The following is a 15,802-nucleotide window of genomic DNA, read 5'->3' on the forward strand; positions in this document are numbered from 1 at the left end:
GTAAAATTCGATCTGATGATAATTCACACAATGTGGATAGACATGCTGGTTCTTTTTGTATTCCTCTAAGACCCATCATTTGGTGCGTTTTCTGGTAAAATCAGTGCCTTGTGCCTTTTATATGGGCACTTTATATAACTAACTATCTGAATAAACATACTATGTCGAGATTACTCGCGGCGATAACATTGCCCATAAGTATCGCACTTACCATTTTGCTGACGATATTATGCTCCATACCCATCATACTTGCCGGGATCGTTAAGCTGATTTTTCCCATCCCGGTGATATGGCGTTCAGTCTCAGTATTTTGTAATTTCATGATGTACTGCTGGTGCTCTGGGCTGGCTGCTTTGCTGTACTTCAATCCCTGGCTCAAGTGGGACATTCAGGGGCTGGAAACGCTCAATAAAAAAAATTGGTACCTGCTTATCTGTAATCACCACAGCTGGGCGGATATCGTGGTGCTTTGTGTGATTTTCCGTAACCACATCCCGATGAATAAGTATTTTCTCAAGCAACAGTTGGCCTGGGTACCCTTTATGGGGCTGGCATGCTGGGCCTTAGATATGCCTTTTATGCGCCGCTATTCCCGGAGCTTTTTAATTCGCCATCCAGAGCATCGCGGTAAAGATGTTGAAACAACTCGCCGCTCCTGTGAGAAATTCCGCTCGCATCCAACAACCATCGTTAACTTTGTAGAAGGTTCACGCTTTACCCCTGAAAAATGCCAGCAAACCCGCTCACCGTATAAAAACCTGCTTCCGCCGAAAGCTGCGGGCATTGCCATGGCATTAAACGTATTAGGCTCTCAGTTTGATAAGCTGCTCGATGTCACGCTGTGCTATCCGGAAAATGATAAGACGCCATTCTACGATATGCTCAGTGGGAAATTGACGCGCATCGTTGTTACCGTCAATTTACGACCGGTAGATCCTGAGCTATACGGGGATTATGTCGGTGATAAGAGTTTCAAGCGACGCTTTCAGCTATGGCTGAATGCATTGTGGGAAGAGAAAGACAGGCAGATAGATGCCATCAAAGCAAAATACAAAAACGCCGGTCAGTGACCGGCGTTTTCATTTTATTTCTTCTCAACAAGCTGTTTAACGGTATCAGCATACTGAGCGACAAAGACGTCCATATTGCTGGTGTCCATGCCCTGCGGGTTCAGCTGGTATTTACCATTAACGAACATGGCTGGAACGCCCTGCAGCTGAAGATCGGCTGCGGCTTTTTCCTGCTGAGCGACCATCGATTTCACCACGAAGCTATTCCATGCAGCATCGTAGTCTTCGCCTTTCACACCCGCGTTGATAAAGACAGTGCGGATGTCAGCAACGGTTTGAACGGTTTGCGTTTTCTGTACCGCTTCAAACATCGGTACAGTAACCTTGTCTTCCACGCCCAGCGCCATTGCTACGGCCCACGCTTGAGTCAGATCTTTGCCCAGAGGGCCCAGGAACTCAACGTGATATTTAGTCATTTTTACGCCTTCTGGAAGCTTTTTCTTCACGTTGTCAGAAACGTGCAAAACTTCCTCGAACTGATAGCAATGTGGGCAGTAGAAGGAGAAGAACTCCAGTACCTGCGGCTCACCTGCAACCGGCTTATCGATAGTAACGTATTGTTTGCCTTCGGTGATCTGAGCAGCAGATGCACTGAATGCCAGAATCATACCTGCCAGCGCAAGCCAAACCTTTTTCATAACTCACTCTCTCCTGACTATGTCGAATTAATACATTGGCGTTAGCTGTAGAGGGGGTTCTTGTAGAACCTTCACCTGCTCAATGAAAGTAGCAATCTGCCGATGCCAGAAATCTTCCCCGGTTAACCAGGGAAAATTTTTCGGAAATGCGGGGTCATCCCAGCGTCTGATGATCCAGGCCAGATAATAAACCAACCGCATTGCACGTAAAGGCTCAATCAGCGCCAATTCATCTGAATCAAAGCTGCTGAATTCTTCATAAGCCTCTACGATCATTTCAAGTTGCATGCGTCTTTCGGCAAGAGAGCCGTTAAGTAGCATCCAGAGATCCTGTATAGCGGGACCGTTTCGCGCATCATCAAGATCGACAAACATGGGGCCATCACGCCAGAGAATATTCCCGGCATGGCAGTCACCGTGCAGACGCAGCGAATTAAAGCGCCCGTGCCACTGCCCCATTACCGCATCAATCAGATCATCTGTCGCTTTCAGGAAACGGTCTTTTAATCCAGCGGGGATCAGCGCCGAGTGTTCAAACACAGCACGAGGTTCAATAAGGTACTCTTTGACGCCGATATCCGGACGCGCTACGAAGCGTGATTTACGCCCGGTCTGATGCAGACGTCCTAGGTAGCGTCCCACCCACTCCATTTGATCCAGATTATCGGATTCAAACTGGCGGCCACCCACGCTTGGAAATACGGTGAAGTAAAAACCATCGTGAGTTAACAGGGTTTTATCGTTAAAGGCGAGGGGGGCGGCAACCGGCACATCATCCTGAACCAGCTCCAGCGCAAACTGATGCTCTTCAAGTATTTGTGCGGCTGACCAGCGTTCCGGACGATAGAACTTCACCACCATGCGGCGACGGTCTTCATCCTGGAACTGGTACACCCGGTTCTCATAACTATTTAGAGGTGTGAGACCAGAATCAACCCGGATACCCTGCTCAAACAGGGCATCAATAATGGTATCCGGGTGAAGAGTCTGGAATGTGAAAGCCTTGTCGTTCATCCTGACATCCGATAACGATACGAATGAGTCAGGATATCATTTCGCAGCGGTTTGAGCGGCTCTGCTTACAACCTTTTACTCTTTAATCACCCCACGAGCGCGGAGTAATGCGGTTTTGAAGTCTTCTTCATAATCTTTCTGAATACCGGGGATCACCGCATCCTTTGCCGAGTCGCGCATTTTCAGATGGTAGATCAGAATATCATCCGTTAAATCGGCCAATTCACCGTCATAACCTGACTCCTGCGCCAGTTTCTGCAAAAATTGCATTAAATTCAGCTCAGGCTCCTTCTGCCAGGCTGGCTGGAGGAGTTCAATAACTTCGTTCAGACGTTTACATTTCATGGTCATGCTCCTTACGCTTGATAAAGATACGGTAGCAGGGTAATCCCTACAATAAAAGAGGCGATAACGGTGAATGCAAAGAGCCAGGTCACGGGCGTGGTATTGGCGGGCGGTAAAGCCAGCAGAATGGGTGGGCAGGATAAGGGATTGATGCTGCTGGATGGTAAGCCGCTGTGGCAACACGTGTCTGACAGGCTGCATCCACAGGTAAGTTCAGTGGTTATTAGCGCGAACCGGAATCTGAATACCTATCAGGAAAGCGGTCTACCGGTCATAAGTGATACGTTGTCAGACTTTCCTGGTCCTTTGGCCGGTATGTTGTCGGTTATGCAGCAATTACCTGATGAGTGGTTTCTGTTTTGCCCATGCGACACTCCTTTTATTCCAGTGGATCTGTTCGCTCGTTTAGATATTGATCGTTTTCAGGCGCCTGTCGTTTGGGTCAATGACGGCGACAGGGATCACCCAGCTGTTGCACTGGCGCATCGCAGTCTGGCATCGAAAATATCAGATTACCTGATTCGTGGCGATCGACGCGTTATGGTATTTATGCGTGAAGTTGGCGGTCATTCTGTAGATTTTAGCGACATAAAGTCAGCATTTCGCAACATCAATACATTGGAAGATTTGCAGAAAAATCAGGGGGCGAAATGATCCCGTTATTAGCGATTGCAGCCTGGAGTGGTACGGGAAAAACAACGCTGTTGAAAAAATTGATCCCTGAACTCTGCATTCGCGGTATTCGCCCTGGATTGATTAAACATACTCACCACAATATGGATGTCGATAAACCCGGTAAAGATAGCTATGAGCTGCGTAAAGCGGGTGCGGCGCAGACGTTAGTCGCCAGCCAACAACGCTGGGCGCTGATGACGGAAACACTGGAAGAAGGTGAACTCGATCTCGCCTGGCTGGTAAGCCGAATGGATGCATCAAGGCTGGATTTGGTACTGGTTGAAGGGTTTAAACAGGAGGCAGTAGCTAAGATTTTACTGTTTCGAGAGGCGACTGGACATGCGATTGATGAGCTTGTTATTGATGAACATACGATCGCAGTGGCCAGCGATATTACATTAGATATTGATGTACCAGTGCTGGATTTGAACGATTTCGAGGAGATTGTGGAATTTATTGTGGGCTGGTTGGGTGGCGCTGGAGGATTTGGGTCCGCAGCTTCCCCGGAGTCGGCGTGAACGCCTCGTCCGGGCTTCCGGACGGGGCTGTTGTCGCCCGGCCGAACGCAGTGACCCCGGGGTTTTATTCGTGCTTTCATTTCGCACACACGCAAAAAAGCCCATCCGGCAGGATGGGCTTCTTCACTATTTGATGCCTGGCAGTTCCCTACTCTCGCATGGGGAGACCCCACACTACCATCGGCGCTACGGCGTTTCACTTCTGAGTTCGGCATGGGGTCAGGTGGGACCACCGCGCTGTTGCCGCCAGGCAAATTCTGTTTATCAACACGCATCTCTGCATGTCGATTTAATCTGTCTCAAGCTGAATATCGTGTCTCATCACCAACAAAACACCTTTGGCGTTGTAAGGTTAAGCCTCACGGTTCATTAGTACTGGTTAGCTCAACGTATCGCTACGCTTACACACCCAGCCTATCAACGTCGTAGTCTTCAACGTTCCTTCAGGACTCTCAAGGAGTCAGGGAGAACTCATCTCGGGGCAAGTTTCGTGCTTAGATGCTTTCAGCACTTATCTTTTCCGCATTTAGCTACCGGGCAATGCCATTGGCATGACAACCCGAACACCAGTGATGCGTCCACTCCGGTCCTCTCGTACTAGGAGCAGCCCCCCTCAATTCTCCAGCGCCCACGGCAGATAGGGACCGAACTGTCTCACGACGTTCTAAACCCAGCTCGCGTACCACTTTAAATGGCGAACAGCCATACCCTTGGGACCTACTTCAGCCCCAGGATGTGATGAGCCGACATCGAGGTGCCAAACACCGCCGTCGATATGAACTCTTGGGCGGTATCAGCCTGTTATCCCCGGAGTACCTTTTATCCGTTGAGCGATGGCCCTTCCATTCAGAACCACCGGATCACTATGACCTGCTTTCGCACCTGCTCGAGCCGTCACTCTCGCAGTCAAGCTAGCTTATGCCATTGCACTAACCTCCTGATGTCCGACCAGGATTAGCTAACCTTCGTGCTCCTCCGTTACTCTTTAGGAGGAGACCGCCCCAGTCAAACTACCCACCAGACACTGTCCGCAACCCGGGTAACGGGTCTACGTTAGAACACCAGCCATTAAAGGGTGGTATTTCAAGGTTGGCTCCATGCAGACTGGCGTCCACACTTCAAAGCCTCCCACCTATCCTACACATCAAGGACCAGTGTTCAGTGTCAAGCTATAGTAAAGGTTCACGGGGTCTTTCCGTCTTGCCGCGGGTACACTGCATCTTCACAGCGAGTTCAATTTCACTGAGTCTCGGGTGGAGACAGCCTGGCCATCATTACGCCATTCGTGCAGGTCGGAACTTACCCGACAAGGAATTTCGCTACCTTAGGACCGTTATAGTTACGGCCGCCGTTTACCGGGGCTTCGATCAAGAGCTTCGCCTTACAGCTAACCCCATCAATTAACCTTCCGGCACCGGGCAGGCGTCACACCGTATACGTCCACTTTCGTGTTTGCACAGTGCTGTGTTTTTAATAAACAGTTGCAGCCAGCTGGTATCTTCGACTGATTTCAGCTCCATGGGTAAACCACTTCACCTACATATCAGCGTGCCTTCTCCCGAAGTTACGGCACCATTTTGCCTAGTTCCTTCACCCGAGTTCTCTCAAGCGCCTTGGTATTCTCTACCTGACCACCTGTGTCGGTTTGGGGTACGATTTGATGTTACCTGATGCTTAGAGGCTTTTCCTGGAAGTGCGGCATTTGTTACTTCAGCACCGTAGTGCCTCGTCATCACACCTCAGCGTTAATAAGAGTCCGGATTTACCTAAACTCTCCGCCTACATGCTTAAACCGGGACAACCGTCGCCCGGCTAACATAGCCCTCTCCGTCCCCCCTTCGCAGTAACACCAAGTACAGGAATATTAACCTGTTTCCCATCGACTACGCCTTTCGGCCTCGCCTTAGGGGTCGACTCACCCTGCCCCGATTAACGTTGGACAGGAACCCTTGGTCTTCCGGCGTGCGGGTTTTTCACCCGCATTATCGTTACTTATGTCAGCATTCGCACTTCTGATACCTCCAGCACCCCTCACAGGACACCTTCAACGGCTTACAGAACGCTCCCCTACCCAACAACACATAGTGTCGCTGCCGCAGCTTCGGTGCACAGTTTAGCCCCGTTACATCTTCCGCGCAGGCCGACTCGACCAGTGAGCTATTACGCTTTCTTTAAATGATGGCTGCTTCTAAGCCAACATCCTGGCTGTCTGAGCCTTCCCACATCGTTTCCCACTTAACTGTGACTTTGGGACCTTAGCTGGCGGTCTGGGTTGTTTCCCTCTTCACGACGGACGTTAGCACCCGCCGTGTGTCTCCCGTGATAACATTCTTCGGTATTCGTAGTTTGCATCGGGTTGGTAAGTCGGGATGACCCCCTAGCCGAAACAGTGCTCTACCCCCGAAGATGAGTTCACGAGGCGCTACCTAAATAGCTTTCGGGGAGAACCAGCTATCTCCCGGTTTGATTGGCCTTTCACCCCCAGCCACAAGTCATCCGCTAATTTTTCAACATTAGTCGGTTCGGTCCTCCAGTTAGTGTTACCCAACCTTCAACCTGCCCATGGCTAGATCACCGGGTTTCGGGTCTATACCCTGCAACTTAACGCCCAGTTAAGACTCGGTTTCCCTTCGGCTCCCCTATTCGGTTAACCTTGCTACAGAATATAAGTCGCTGACCCATTATACAAAAGGTACGCAGTCACCCTGATAAATCAAGGCTCCCACTGCTTGTACGTACACGGTTTCAGGTTCTGTTTCACTCCCCTCGCCGGGGTTCTTTTCGCCTTTCCCTCACGGTACTGGTTCACTATCGGTCAGTCAGGAGTATTTAGCCTTGGAGGATGGTCCCCCCATATTCAGACAGGATACCACGTGTCCCGCCCTACTCTTCGAGTTCACAACACATGCATTTTTGTGTACGGGGCTATCACCCTGTATCGCCGGACTTTCCAGACCGTTCCACTAACACACATGCTGATTCAGACTCTGGGCTGCTCCCCGTTCGCTCGCCGCTACTAGGGGAATCTCGGTTGATTTCTTTTCCTCGGGGTACTTAGATGTTTCAGTTCCCCCGGTTCGCTTCATTACGCTATGTATTCACGTAATGATAGTGTGTCGAAACACACTGGGTTTCCCCATTCGGAAATCGTCGGTTATAACGGTTCATATCACCTTACCGACGCTTATCGCAGATTAGCACGTCCTTCATCGCCTCTGACTGCCAGGGCATCCACCGTGTACGCTTAGTCGCTTAACCTCACAACCCGAAGATGTTTCGTAAAACATTCCGCGTTGCGAAAATTTGAGAGACTCGAACACACCGCTTATCTGTTCTTATTACGGAGAACAGACACAGTGTGTCGTTTCAATTTTCAGCTTGATCCAGATTTTTAAAGAGCAAAACTTCTTAATGCACTCGTAAGTACATTCAGAAGTTCATCATTCATCAGACAATCTGTGTGGACACTTCAAAGCACGTTTCTTTAAGGTAAGGAGGTGATCCAACCGCAGGTTCCCCTACGGTTACCTTGTTACGACTTCACCCCAGTCATGAATCACAAAGTGGTAAGCGCCCTCCCGAAGGTTAAGCTACCTACTTCTTTTGCAACCCACTCCCATGGTGTGACGGGCGGTGTGTACAAGGCCCGGGAACGTATTCACCGTAGCATTCTGATCTACGATTACTAGCGATTCCGACTTCACGGAGTCGAGTTGCAGACTCCGATCCGGACTACGACATACTTTATGAGGTCCGCTTGCTCTCGCGAGGTCGCTTCTCTTTGTATATGCCATTGTAGCACGTGTGTAGCCCTACTCGTAAGGGCCATGATGACTTGACGTCATCCCCACCTTCCTCCAGTTTATCACTGGCAGTCTCCTTTGAGTTCCCGGCCGAACCGCTGGCAACAAAGGATAAGGGTTGCGCTCGTTGCGGGACTTAACCCAACATTTCACAACACGAGCTGACGACAGCCATGCAGCACCTGTCTCAGAGTTCCCGAAGGCACCAAAGCATCTCTGCTAAGTTCTCTGGATGTCAAGAGTAGGTAAGGTTCTTCGCGTTGCATCGAATTAAACCACATGCTCCACCGCTTGTGCGGGCCCCCGTCAATTCATTTGAGTTTTAACCTTGCGGCCGTACTCCCCAGGCGGTCGACTTAACGCGTTAGCTCCGGAAGCCACTCCTCAAGGGAACAACCTCCAAGTCGACATCGTTTACGGCGTGGACTACCAGGGTATCTAATCCTGTTTGCTCCCCACGCTTTCGCACCTGAGCGTCAGTCTTTGTCCAGGGGGCCGCCTTCGCCACCGGTATTCCTCCAGATCTCTACGCATTTCACCGCTACACCTGGAATTCTACCCCCCTCTACAAGACTCTAGCCTGCCAGTTTCGAATGCAGTTCCCAGGTTGAGCCCGGGGATTTCACATCCGACTTGACAGACCGCCTGCGTGCGCTTTACGCCCAGTAATTCCGATTAACGCTTGCACCCTCCGTATTACCGCGGCTGCTGGCACGGAGTTAGCCGGTGCTTCTTCTGCGAGTAACGTCAATCACTGCGGTTATTAACCACAATGCCTTCCTCCTCGCTGAAAGTACTTTACAACCCGAAGGCCTTCTTCATACACGCGGCATGGCTGCATCAGGCTTGCGCCCATTGTGCAATATTCCCCACTGCTGCCTCCCGTAGGAGTCTGGACCGTGTCTCAGTTCCAGTGTGGCTGGTCATCCTCTCAGACCAGCTAGGGATCGTCGCCTAGGTGAGCCGTTACCCCACCTACTAGCTAATCCCATCTGGGCACATCCGATGGTGTGAGGCCCGAAGGTCCCCCACTTTGGTCTTGCGACGTTATGCGGTATTAGCTACCGTTTCCAGTAGTTATCCCCCTCCATCGGGCAGTTTCCCAGACATTACTCACCCGTCCGCCACTCGTCACCCAAGAGCAAGCTCTCTGTGCTACCGTTCGACTTGCATGTGTTAGGCCTGCCGCCAGCGTTCAATCTGAGCCATGATCAAACTCTTCAATTTAAGTGTTTGATGCTCAATAAATTAAACTTCGTAATGAATTACGTATGTTCACTCGTTGAGACTTGGTATTCATTTAGCGTCTTGCGACGTTTAAGAATCCGTATCTTCGAGTGCCCACACAGATTGTCTGATAAATTGTTAAAGAGCAGTGCAACACGGCTTTCGCTCACTGTTGCGAGGTGGCGTATATTACGCTTTCCTCTTTCAGAGTCAAGCATTTAATTTCGCTTTTCTCTGTCGGCGTTCTCTTAAGAACCCCTGCTGACCCGGCGGCTTGCTTGCCGTTGTTCCGTCTCAGTGGGGCCGCATTATAGGGAGTTATTGAGATCCCGCAAGCATAAATTTGAATTAATTTATCGCTCGCTATTTTTTTCATCAAATTGCTTACGAATACGCCGTAAAAGGCCTGGATTGCTGTTTTTAACACCGATTCCACACGTCAAATGGCATACTAATGAAAAACAAATAATAGGAATGGCATTTATGTCCTTAACCGCACAGCAACTGGCAGCTCAAAAAAACATCTCTTGGGTCCTGGCTGAGAAGATAGCCCAGAAGATATTAACCGGCGAGTATCCACCGGAGAGCATTCTCCCCGGTGAAATGGAACTTGGCGAGATTTTCGGCGTGAGCCGCACCGCCGTTCGTGAAGCGGTGAAAACTCTCTCGGCAAAAGGCATGCTACTCCCCCGCCCACGTATTGGCACCCGCGTGATGCCCCAGGCACACTGGAACTTCCTCGACACCGACCTCATATCCTGGTGGCTCACCACCGATAACTTCCAGTCGGTCATGAAGCATTTCCTCGTGCTGCGCCGCAGCCTGGAACCTCAGGCATGTATGTTAGCTGCAACGCTCGGGACAGCCGAACAAAAGGCGCACCTCAACACATTAATGCAAGAGATGGCTAAGCTGGAGAAAGCCTTCGACCGCGATCGCTGGATTGATATCGACACATCCTGGCATGAACACATCTATGAAATGTGCGCGAATCCATTCCTGACCTCATTCTCTAAACTCTTTCATTCCGTGTACCACATCTATTTCACTTCTATTACTGAAGATGAAGTGATTGAGCTGGCCAGCCACCAGGCTATTGTTGATGCAATACAGGCAGGTGATGGTCAACAAGCGCTGATAGCCTGCCAGGCGTTATTAAATGCCCCACATATCCGGGCATTAGTATAAAGGACAGCGAATGACCGAAATGAAAGCTCGGAGTATGGCCGGGCTACCGTGGATAGCGGCGATGGCCTTCTTTATGCAGGCGCTGGACGCCACTATCCTGAATACCGCGCTCCCCGCTATTGCGCACAGCCTTAACCGCTCTCCATTAGCGATGCAGTCGGCGATTATCAGTTATACCCTCACCGTCGCCATGCTGATCCCGGTGAGTGGCTGGCTAGCCGACCGTTTCGGCACCCGGCGTATCTTTATGCTGGCCGTAAGTCTGTTTACCCTGGGCTCACTCGCCTGTGCGCTATCAAGTTCATTATCTGAGCTGGTTATCTTTCGCATCATCCAGGGTGTAGGTGGCGCGATGATGATGCCCGTCGCACGTCTGGCGCTTCTGCGCGCCTACCCGCGAAGCGAACTGCTGCCCGTGCTTAATTTTGTCACTATGCCGGGATTGATTGGCCCAATATTGGGGCCGGTGCTGGGCGGCGTATTCGTCACTTGGGCGACATGGCACTGGATTTTCCTGATTAACATTCCCATTGGCGTCGCGGGAATAATATACGCCCGTAAATATATGCCGAACTTCACGACGCCCCGACGGCGCTTTGACCTCTCAGGTTTCTTGCTGTTTGGTTTGAGCCTGGTCCTGTTCTCTATTGGTATGGAATTGCTGGGCGAGCAGATTGTGGCAAGCTGGATTGCCTTAATGGTCGTGCTATTCAGTCTTCTTCTATTACTGATGTATATCCGTCACGCTCGCAAACACCCGTCGCCACTGATCTCGCTATCATTATTTAAGACCCGGACCTTCTCCGTCGGTATTGCCGGTAATCTGGCTACGCGTTTAGGCACCGGCTGCGTACCGTTCCTGATGCCGCTCATGTTGCAGGTGGGCTTTGGCTATTCGGCATTAATTGCTGGCTGCATGATGGCACCGACGGCTGTCGGCTCCATCGTGGCAAAATCAACCGTCACTCAGGTGCTGCGTCGTTTAGGCTATCGGAAAACGTTGGTCGGCGTGACGCTGTTTATTGGTTTGATGATCGCGCAGTTCTCATTCCAGTCGCCAGGCATGCCGATATGGATGTTGATACTGCCGCTGTTTGTGTTGGGGATGGCGATGTCGACGCAATTCACCTCGATGAACACCATTACGCTTGCGGACTTAACCGACGATAACGCCAGTGGCGGCAATAGCCTACTCGCCGTGACACAGCAATTGTCGATTAGTCTTGGTGTCGCCATTAGCGCCGCGGTGCTCCGGTCGTATCAGAGCATTGAAGGGGCAACGACTGTCGATCAGTTCCACTATACCTTTATTACCATGGGCGTTATCACGGTGATATCGGCATTCATGTTTATGCTGCTTAAGCCTAAAGATGGTCGGAACCTGATTAAGGAAAAGCACTAGCTTTAAACCGAACCACGAACCACCAGCTCGGGCGTTAATTGCATACGCTGCTGTTTCTGTCCGGGCTGGGAAATACGGTGGATCAGCACATCAATCGCCAGTTCGCCCAGCTCGTCTTTCGGCTGGTGAATGGTGGTCAACGGCGGCGTCATGTAACGCGCCAGTTCAATATCGTCATAGCCAATCACCGCCATATCCTGTGGAACACGCAGCCCAGCCAGGTATAACGCCTGATAGACGCCAACGGCCATCGCATCGTTACCAACAAATACCGCATCCGGTCGAACCGGGTGCGTCAGCAGTTGCTGCATCGCATCAAGGCCACCGCCAAACTCAAAGTTACTGGTGATCTCATAACCGTCTGGGATCGGCAGTTTAGCGTTATGCATCGCTTCCCGATACCCTTCCAGACGTAGACGCGCAGGCGTTTTATCCAGAGGCCCGGAAATACAGGCAATACGCGAGTAGCCGCGTTCGATTAAATAACGCGTCGCCATATCACCACCAAGCAGCGAGTTGTCCTGAATCAGGTCGCTATCACCGTCGAACGGCGCCCAGTCCATCATCACGGAAGGAATTGAAGGATAGCGCTGCATGATTTCCAGCGACGGCTGGTGCGTTTCAGTACACAGCAGTAGCAGCCCATCAACGCGTTTTTGCATCAACGTCTCAAGATTGCTGTTCATCCGCTGTTCATCGCCTTCCGTATTGCACAGCACCAGGCTGTAGCCACGCTCAAAACAGCTACGTTCCACGCCGCGCACCAGTTCAGAGTAGAACGGATTGGTACTGGCGGTAATCAGCATACCGATTGTGCGAGTTTGATTTAGCTTGAGGCTACGCGCCAGCGCAGATGGCGCGTAATTGAGGCTTTTTATAGCCGCATCAACTTTCCCGGTAATGGTCTCGCTGACAAACCGGTCCTTATTAATGACGTGAGATACCGTGGAGGTGGAAACGCCCGCCAGGCGAGCAACATCCTTCATCGTGGCCAAGCGTTACCCCTGTTGACGTAAAAATTCGTCGATCTCTTCACGCCACGGCACCGAGGGCTGTGCCCCTTTGCGCGTGACGGCAATGGCCGCAGCAGCATGAGCAAAACGCAGCGCGTTGGCCAGCGGTGTTTTCTCCAGCAGAGCGGTCATCAGCGCGCCGTTAAAAGTGTCGCCTGCGGCAATGGTGTCGATAGCCTGGACTTTAAAGCCCGGAACGCGACGACCTTCGCCTTTGACGCTGGCCCATACGCCGCGGCTACCCAGCGTGATAATCACTGTGTCGATGCCTTTGGCATGCAAAACTTGCGCGGCTTTGGCTGCATCATCATCGTTTTCAACCCGCACACCGGTCAGCTTCTCGGCTTCAGTTTCATTCGGGGTAATGATATCCACCAGCGACAACAGCGTATCCGGCAGTTCACGTGCCGGCGCCGGGTTCAATACCACGGTCGTCTGGTTTTGGTGGGCAATCTTTGCGGCCAGCAGTACGCTGTCCAGCGGGGATTCAAGCTGCATCAACAACGCATCGGCCTGAGCTATACGCTCACGCTGCGCGTCAACTAATGCCGTAGAGAGGGCGGCGTTAGCACCAGCATGAATGCCAATGACGTTTTCGCCTTCACCGTTAACAAAGATCAGCGCCACGCCGGTTGATTCGCCGGATACCGCGCTCACGGGCGCGACGTCAATGCGATCGACCAGGAGCTGTTTGCGGATACGTTCGCCGATATCATCGTCGCCAGTGCAGGCAATGAATGCGATATCCGCGCCGCTGCGTCCGGCAGCCACTGCCTGATTCGCACCTTTGCCGCCGAAAGCGACCTGATAATGACTACCGGTAACGGTTTCGCCAGGCGTCGGGAAAGCGTCAAGATTGAGAATGTGATCGGCATTGATGCTGCCAAGAACGACGAGTTTGCCTGCGGTTTTCATTTTCAGAGTGTCCGGTAAGATGCGCCACCGGTAAACCGGTGGCGCGTGCCCTACTTTTCTTTATTGATATTGTCCCTCAGGCCTTAAAAGCCTGATTCGCATTCGCGTTATTACTGCTTGATAACCAGCTTCAGGTCAACAGGATATTTCGCCTGTACCTTTTCGCCTTTCAGTACTTTGTCAGCGGTTTCAACGCCTTTTGCACCGATCTGGTCAGGCAACTGAGCAATTGTTGCCGCCAGCTTGCCATCTTTAACCGCTTTTTCACCGTCCGGCGTACCGTCAAAACCAACAACCATCACGTCGGATTTGCCCGCAGTTTGCAGTGCACGCAGTGCACCCAGCGCCATTTCGTCATTCTGTGCAAATACCGCTTTCACATCAGGATGCGCGGTCAGCAGGTTCTGCATGACGTTCAGGCCTTTAGTACGGTCGAAATCTGCCGGCTGGCTCGCCAGCACGTTAAATTTATGCGCAGCCACGGCCTGCTGGAAACCTTCACCACGCTCACGCGCAGCGGATGTCCCGGCAATACCTTGCAGCTCAATAACTTTGGCGCCTTCACCTTCTTTCTTCGCGATGTAATCACCAGCGATTTTACCGCCCAGTACGTTATCGGAAGCAATATGGCTCACGACGTCGCCTTTAGATGCCACGCGGTCAAGGGTGATAACCGGGATTTTAGCCTGGTTAGCCATCTTGATGGCATTACCCACTGCATCAGAGTCAGTAGGGTTTATCAGCAGGATTTTGGTGCCGCGAACGGTTAAGTCCTGAACGTTAGCCAGCTCTTTCGCCGGGTTGTTCTGTGAGTCCAGAACCACCAGGTTATAACCCAGTTTGTCCGCTTCTTTCTGTGCGCCATCCTTCAAGGAAACAAAGAACGGGTTATTCAGCGTAGAGATAACCAGTGCAATGGTGTCTTTTGCCATCGCATTCGCGCTGACGGTGGCGCTCAGCGCAACCGCAGAAACCAGGGTAGCCAGTTTTTTCATGTTCATATCTAAGATGTCCTGTAGTGTCGTGGGTTATTGCTTTTTGTTGTCCACCAGCACCGCAAGCAGGATAACAACTGCTTTAACGATCATCTGGTAATAAGAAGAAACACCTAATAAGTTCAAACCGTTATTCAGAAAACCAAGGATCAGCGCACCGATAAGTGTGCCGACGATACGACCTTTACCGCCAGCCAGACTAGTACCGCCTAGAACAACTGCCGCGATGGCATCCAGCTCATAGCCTGTACCCGCCGTAGGTTGTGCCGAAGAGAGACGCGCCACTTCAATGATGCCCGCCAGCGCCGACAATAATCCACACAAAGAGTAGACGATAATTTTAACTTTATTGACGCTGATACCGGAAAGACGCGTTGCCGCTTCGTTGCCACCCAGCGCATAGATATAACGACCCAGACGAGTGTGATGCAGCATGTACCATGCCGCGAGGAAGACAATCCCCATGATCCACACCGGCGTAGGAATGCCCAGCGGGCGACCAATACCGAACCAACCGAATACGTCGGCATTATCGGTAAACCCGGTATTCACCGGACTGCCGTTGGTGTACACCATCGTCACACCGCGCAGCAGCAGCATCATCACCAGCGTGGCAATAAACGCCTGAACGCGTCCTTTGGCGACAATCACACCGGTAACGGCCCCGATTGCGGCACCTAATGCGAGTGCGGCAGCAACCGCCACCAACGCATTGACTTCGATGCCCACAATCGACGCGGCGACCGCGCCGGTCAACGCCAGCAAAGAACCGACGGACAGGTCGATTCCCGACGTTAAAATGACCAGCGTCATCCCAACCGCCATGATCGCATTCACGGAGGTTTGCTGCAGGATGTTGAACAGGTTATTGACGGTAAAAAAGTTTGGGCTCATGGTCGACACAACCGCTATCAGCACCAGCAAGGCAATCAGCGATTTTTGCTCGAGCAGCCATGCTTTAGTGAAATAGCGGCGACCTGCCACAGACTGGGTTGTCAT

The 15,802-nt window shown here is 51.5% G+C and carries 11 protein-coding genes, 3 rRNA genes and 1 pseudogene; 5 read left to right on the forward strand and 10 right to left on the reverse strand.

Going from position 1 to position 15,802, the window contains the following annotated elements; all coding sequences use genetic code 11:
- The first annotated feature begins 161 nt into the window (after window positions 1–161).
- Entirely contained in the window at window positions 162–1,070 is a 909-nt protein-coding gene (locus U0026_RS22415; RefSeq protein ID WP_062776472.1) for an acyltransferase, read from the forward strand.
- 14 nt (window positions 1,071–1,084) lie between these two features.
- Here U0026_RS22415 and dsbA read toward each other — a convergent pair whose 3' ends face one another.
- The 3 genes from dsbA to U0026_RS22430 form a co-directional block, all read right to left on the reverse strand.
- Window positions 1,085–1,708, reverse strand: coding sequence for a thiol:disulfide interchange protein DsbA (dsbA, locus tag U0026_RS22420; RefSeq protein WP_062776470.1), 624 nt, complete (start codon window positions 1,706–1,708; stop codon window positions 1,085–1,087).
- Window positions 1,709–1,735: 27 nt separating this feature from the next.
- Window positions 1,736–2,722 carry a serine/threonine protein kinase gene (locus U0026_RS22425; protein WP_062776469.1) on the reverse strand — a complete coding sequence of 329 codons (987 nt, stop codon included), beginning with the start codon at window positions 2,720–2,722 and terminating at the stop codon, window positions 1,736–1,738.
- 75 nt (window positions 2,723–2,797) lie between these two features.
- On the reverse strand, window positions 2,798–3,067 hold the full coding sequence (locus U0026_RS22430) for a YihD family protein (RefSeq protein ID WP_062776468.1): 270 nt from the start codon (window positions 3,065–3,067) through the stop codon (window positions 2,798–2,800).
- Window positions 3,068–3,136: 69 nt separating this feature from the next.
- Between U0026_RS22430 and mobA the strand changes: the two genes are divergently transcribed.
- Both mobA and mobB read left to right on the forward strand, forming a co-directional pair.
- Entirely contained in the window at window positions 3,137–3,721 is a 585-nt protein-coding gene (gene mobA, locus U0026_RS22435) for a molybdenum cofactor guanylyltransferase MobA (RefSeq protein WP_062776467.1), read from the forward strand.
- Complete coding sequence (mobB, locus tag U0026_RS22440) at window positions 3,718–4,260, forward strand: molybdopterin-guanine dinucleotide biosynthesis protein MobB (protein WP_062776466.1); 543 nt, start codon at window positions 3,718–3,720, stop codon at window positions 4,258–4,260. The genes mobA and mobB overlap by 4 nt, the downstream gene beginning before the upstream one ends.
- A gap of 135 nt (window positions 4,261–4,395) precedes the next feature.
- On the opposite strand, the gene rrf is transcribed toward mobB, so the two are convergent.
- From rrf to U0026_RS22455, 3 genes are all read right to left on the reverse strand, one after another.
- Window positions 4,396–4,511, reverse strand: a 5S ribosomal RNA gene (gene rrf / locus U0026_RS22445).
- 97 nt (window positions 4,512–4,608) lie between these two features.
- Window positions 4,609–7,518 (reverse strand): 23S ribosomal RNA (locus U0026_RS22450).
- Between the two features lie 232 nt (window positions 7,519–7,750).
- Window positions 7,751–9,290, reverse strand: a 16S ribosomal RNA gene (locus tag U0026_RS22455).
- The 16S, 23S and 5S rRNA genes sit together here, the layout of an rRNA operon.
- Before the next feature lie 483 nt (window positions 9,291–9,773).
- Between U0026_RS22455 and U0026_RS22460 the strand changes: the two genes are divergently transcribed.
- A complete protein-coding gene (locus U0026_RS22460; RefSeq protein ID WP_062776609.1) occupies window positions 9,774–10,478 on the forward strand; it encodes a FadR/GntR family transcriptional regulator in 705 nt (234 codons plus the stop codon).
- A 10-nt stretch (window positions 10,479–10,488) separates the two neighbouring features.
- Window positions 10,489–11,902 (forward strand): annotated as a pseudogene (gene mdtD, locus U0026_RS22465) (multidrug transporter subunit MdtD); the annotation flags it as partial.
- Here mdtD and rbsR read toward each other — a convergent pair.
- From rbsR to rbsC, 4 genes are all read right to left on the reverse strand, one after another.
- Window positions 11,883–12,875 (reverse strand): ribose operon transcriptional repressor RbsR, encoded by a 993-nt coding sequence (gene rbsR, locus U0026_RS22470; protein WP_126440937.1) that lies wholly within the window; start codon window positions 12,873–12,875, stop codon window positions 11,883–11,885. The pseudogene mdtD and the gene rbsR sit on opposite strands and share 20 nt — an antisense overlap.
- A gap of 3 nt (window positions 12,876–12,878) precedes the next feature.
- Entirely contained in the window at window positions 12,879–13,808 is a 930-nt protein-coding gene (rbsK, locus tag U0026_RS22475) for a ribokinase (RefSeq protein WP_062776614.1), read from the reverse strand.
- Between the two features lie 110 nt (window positions 13,809–13,918).
- Complete coding sequence (gene rbsB, locus U0026_RS22480) at window positions 13,919–14,809, reverse strand: ribose ABC transporter substrate-binding protein RbsB (RefSeq protein WP_062776615.1); 891 nt, start codon at window positions 14,807–14,809, stop codon at window positions 13,919–13,921.
- Window positions 14,810–14,836: 27 nt separating this feature from the next.
- Window positions 14,837–15,802 carry a ribose ABC transporter permease gene (gene rbsC / locus U0026_RS22485; protein ID WP_052284556.1) on the reverse strand — a complete coding sequence of 322 codons (966 nt, stop codon included), beginning with the start codon at window positions 15,800–15,802 and terminating at the stop codon, window positions 14,837–14,839.

The organism is Kluyvera intermedia (assembly GCF_034424175.1).
In the GTDB taxonomy this organism is placed as follows: Bacteria; Pseudomonadota; Gammaproteobacteria; order Enterobacterales; family Enterobacteriaceae; genus Kluyvera; species Kluyvera intermedia.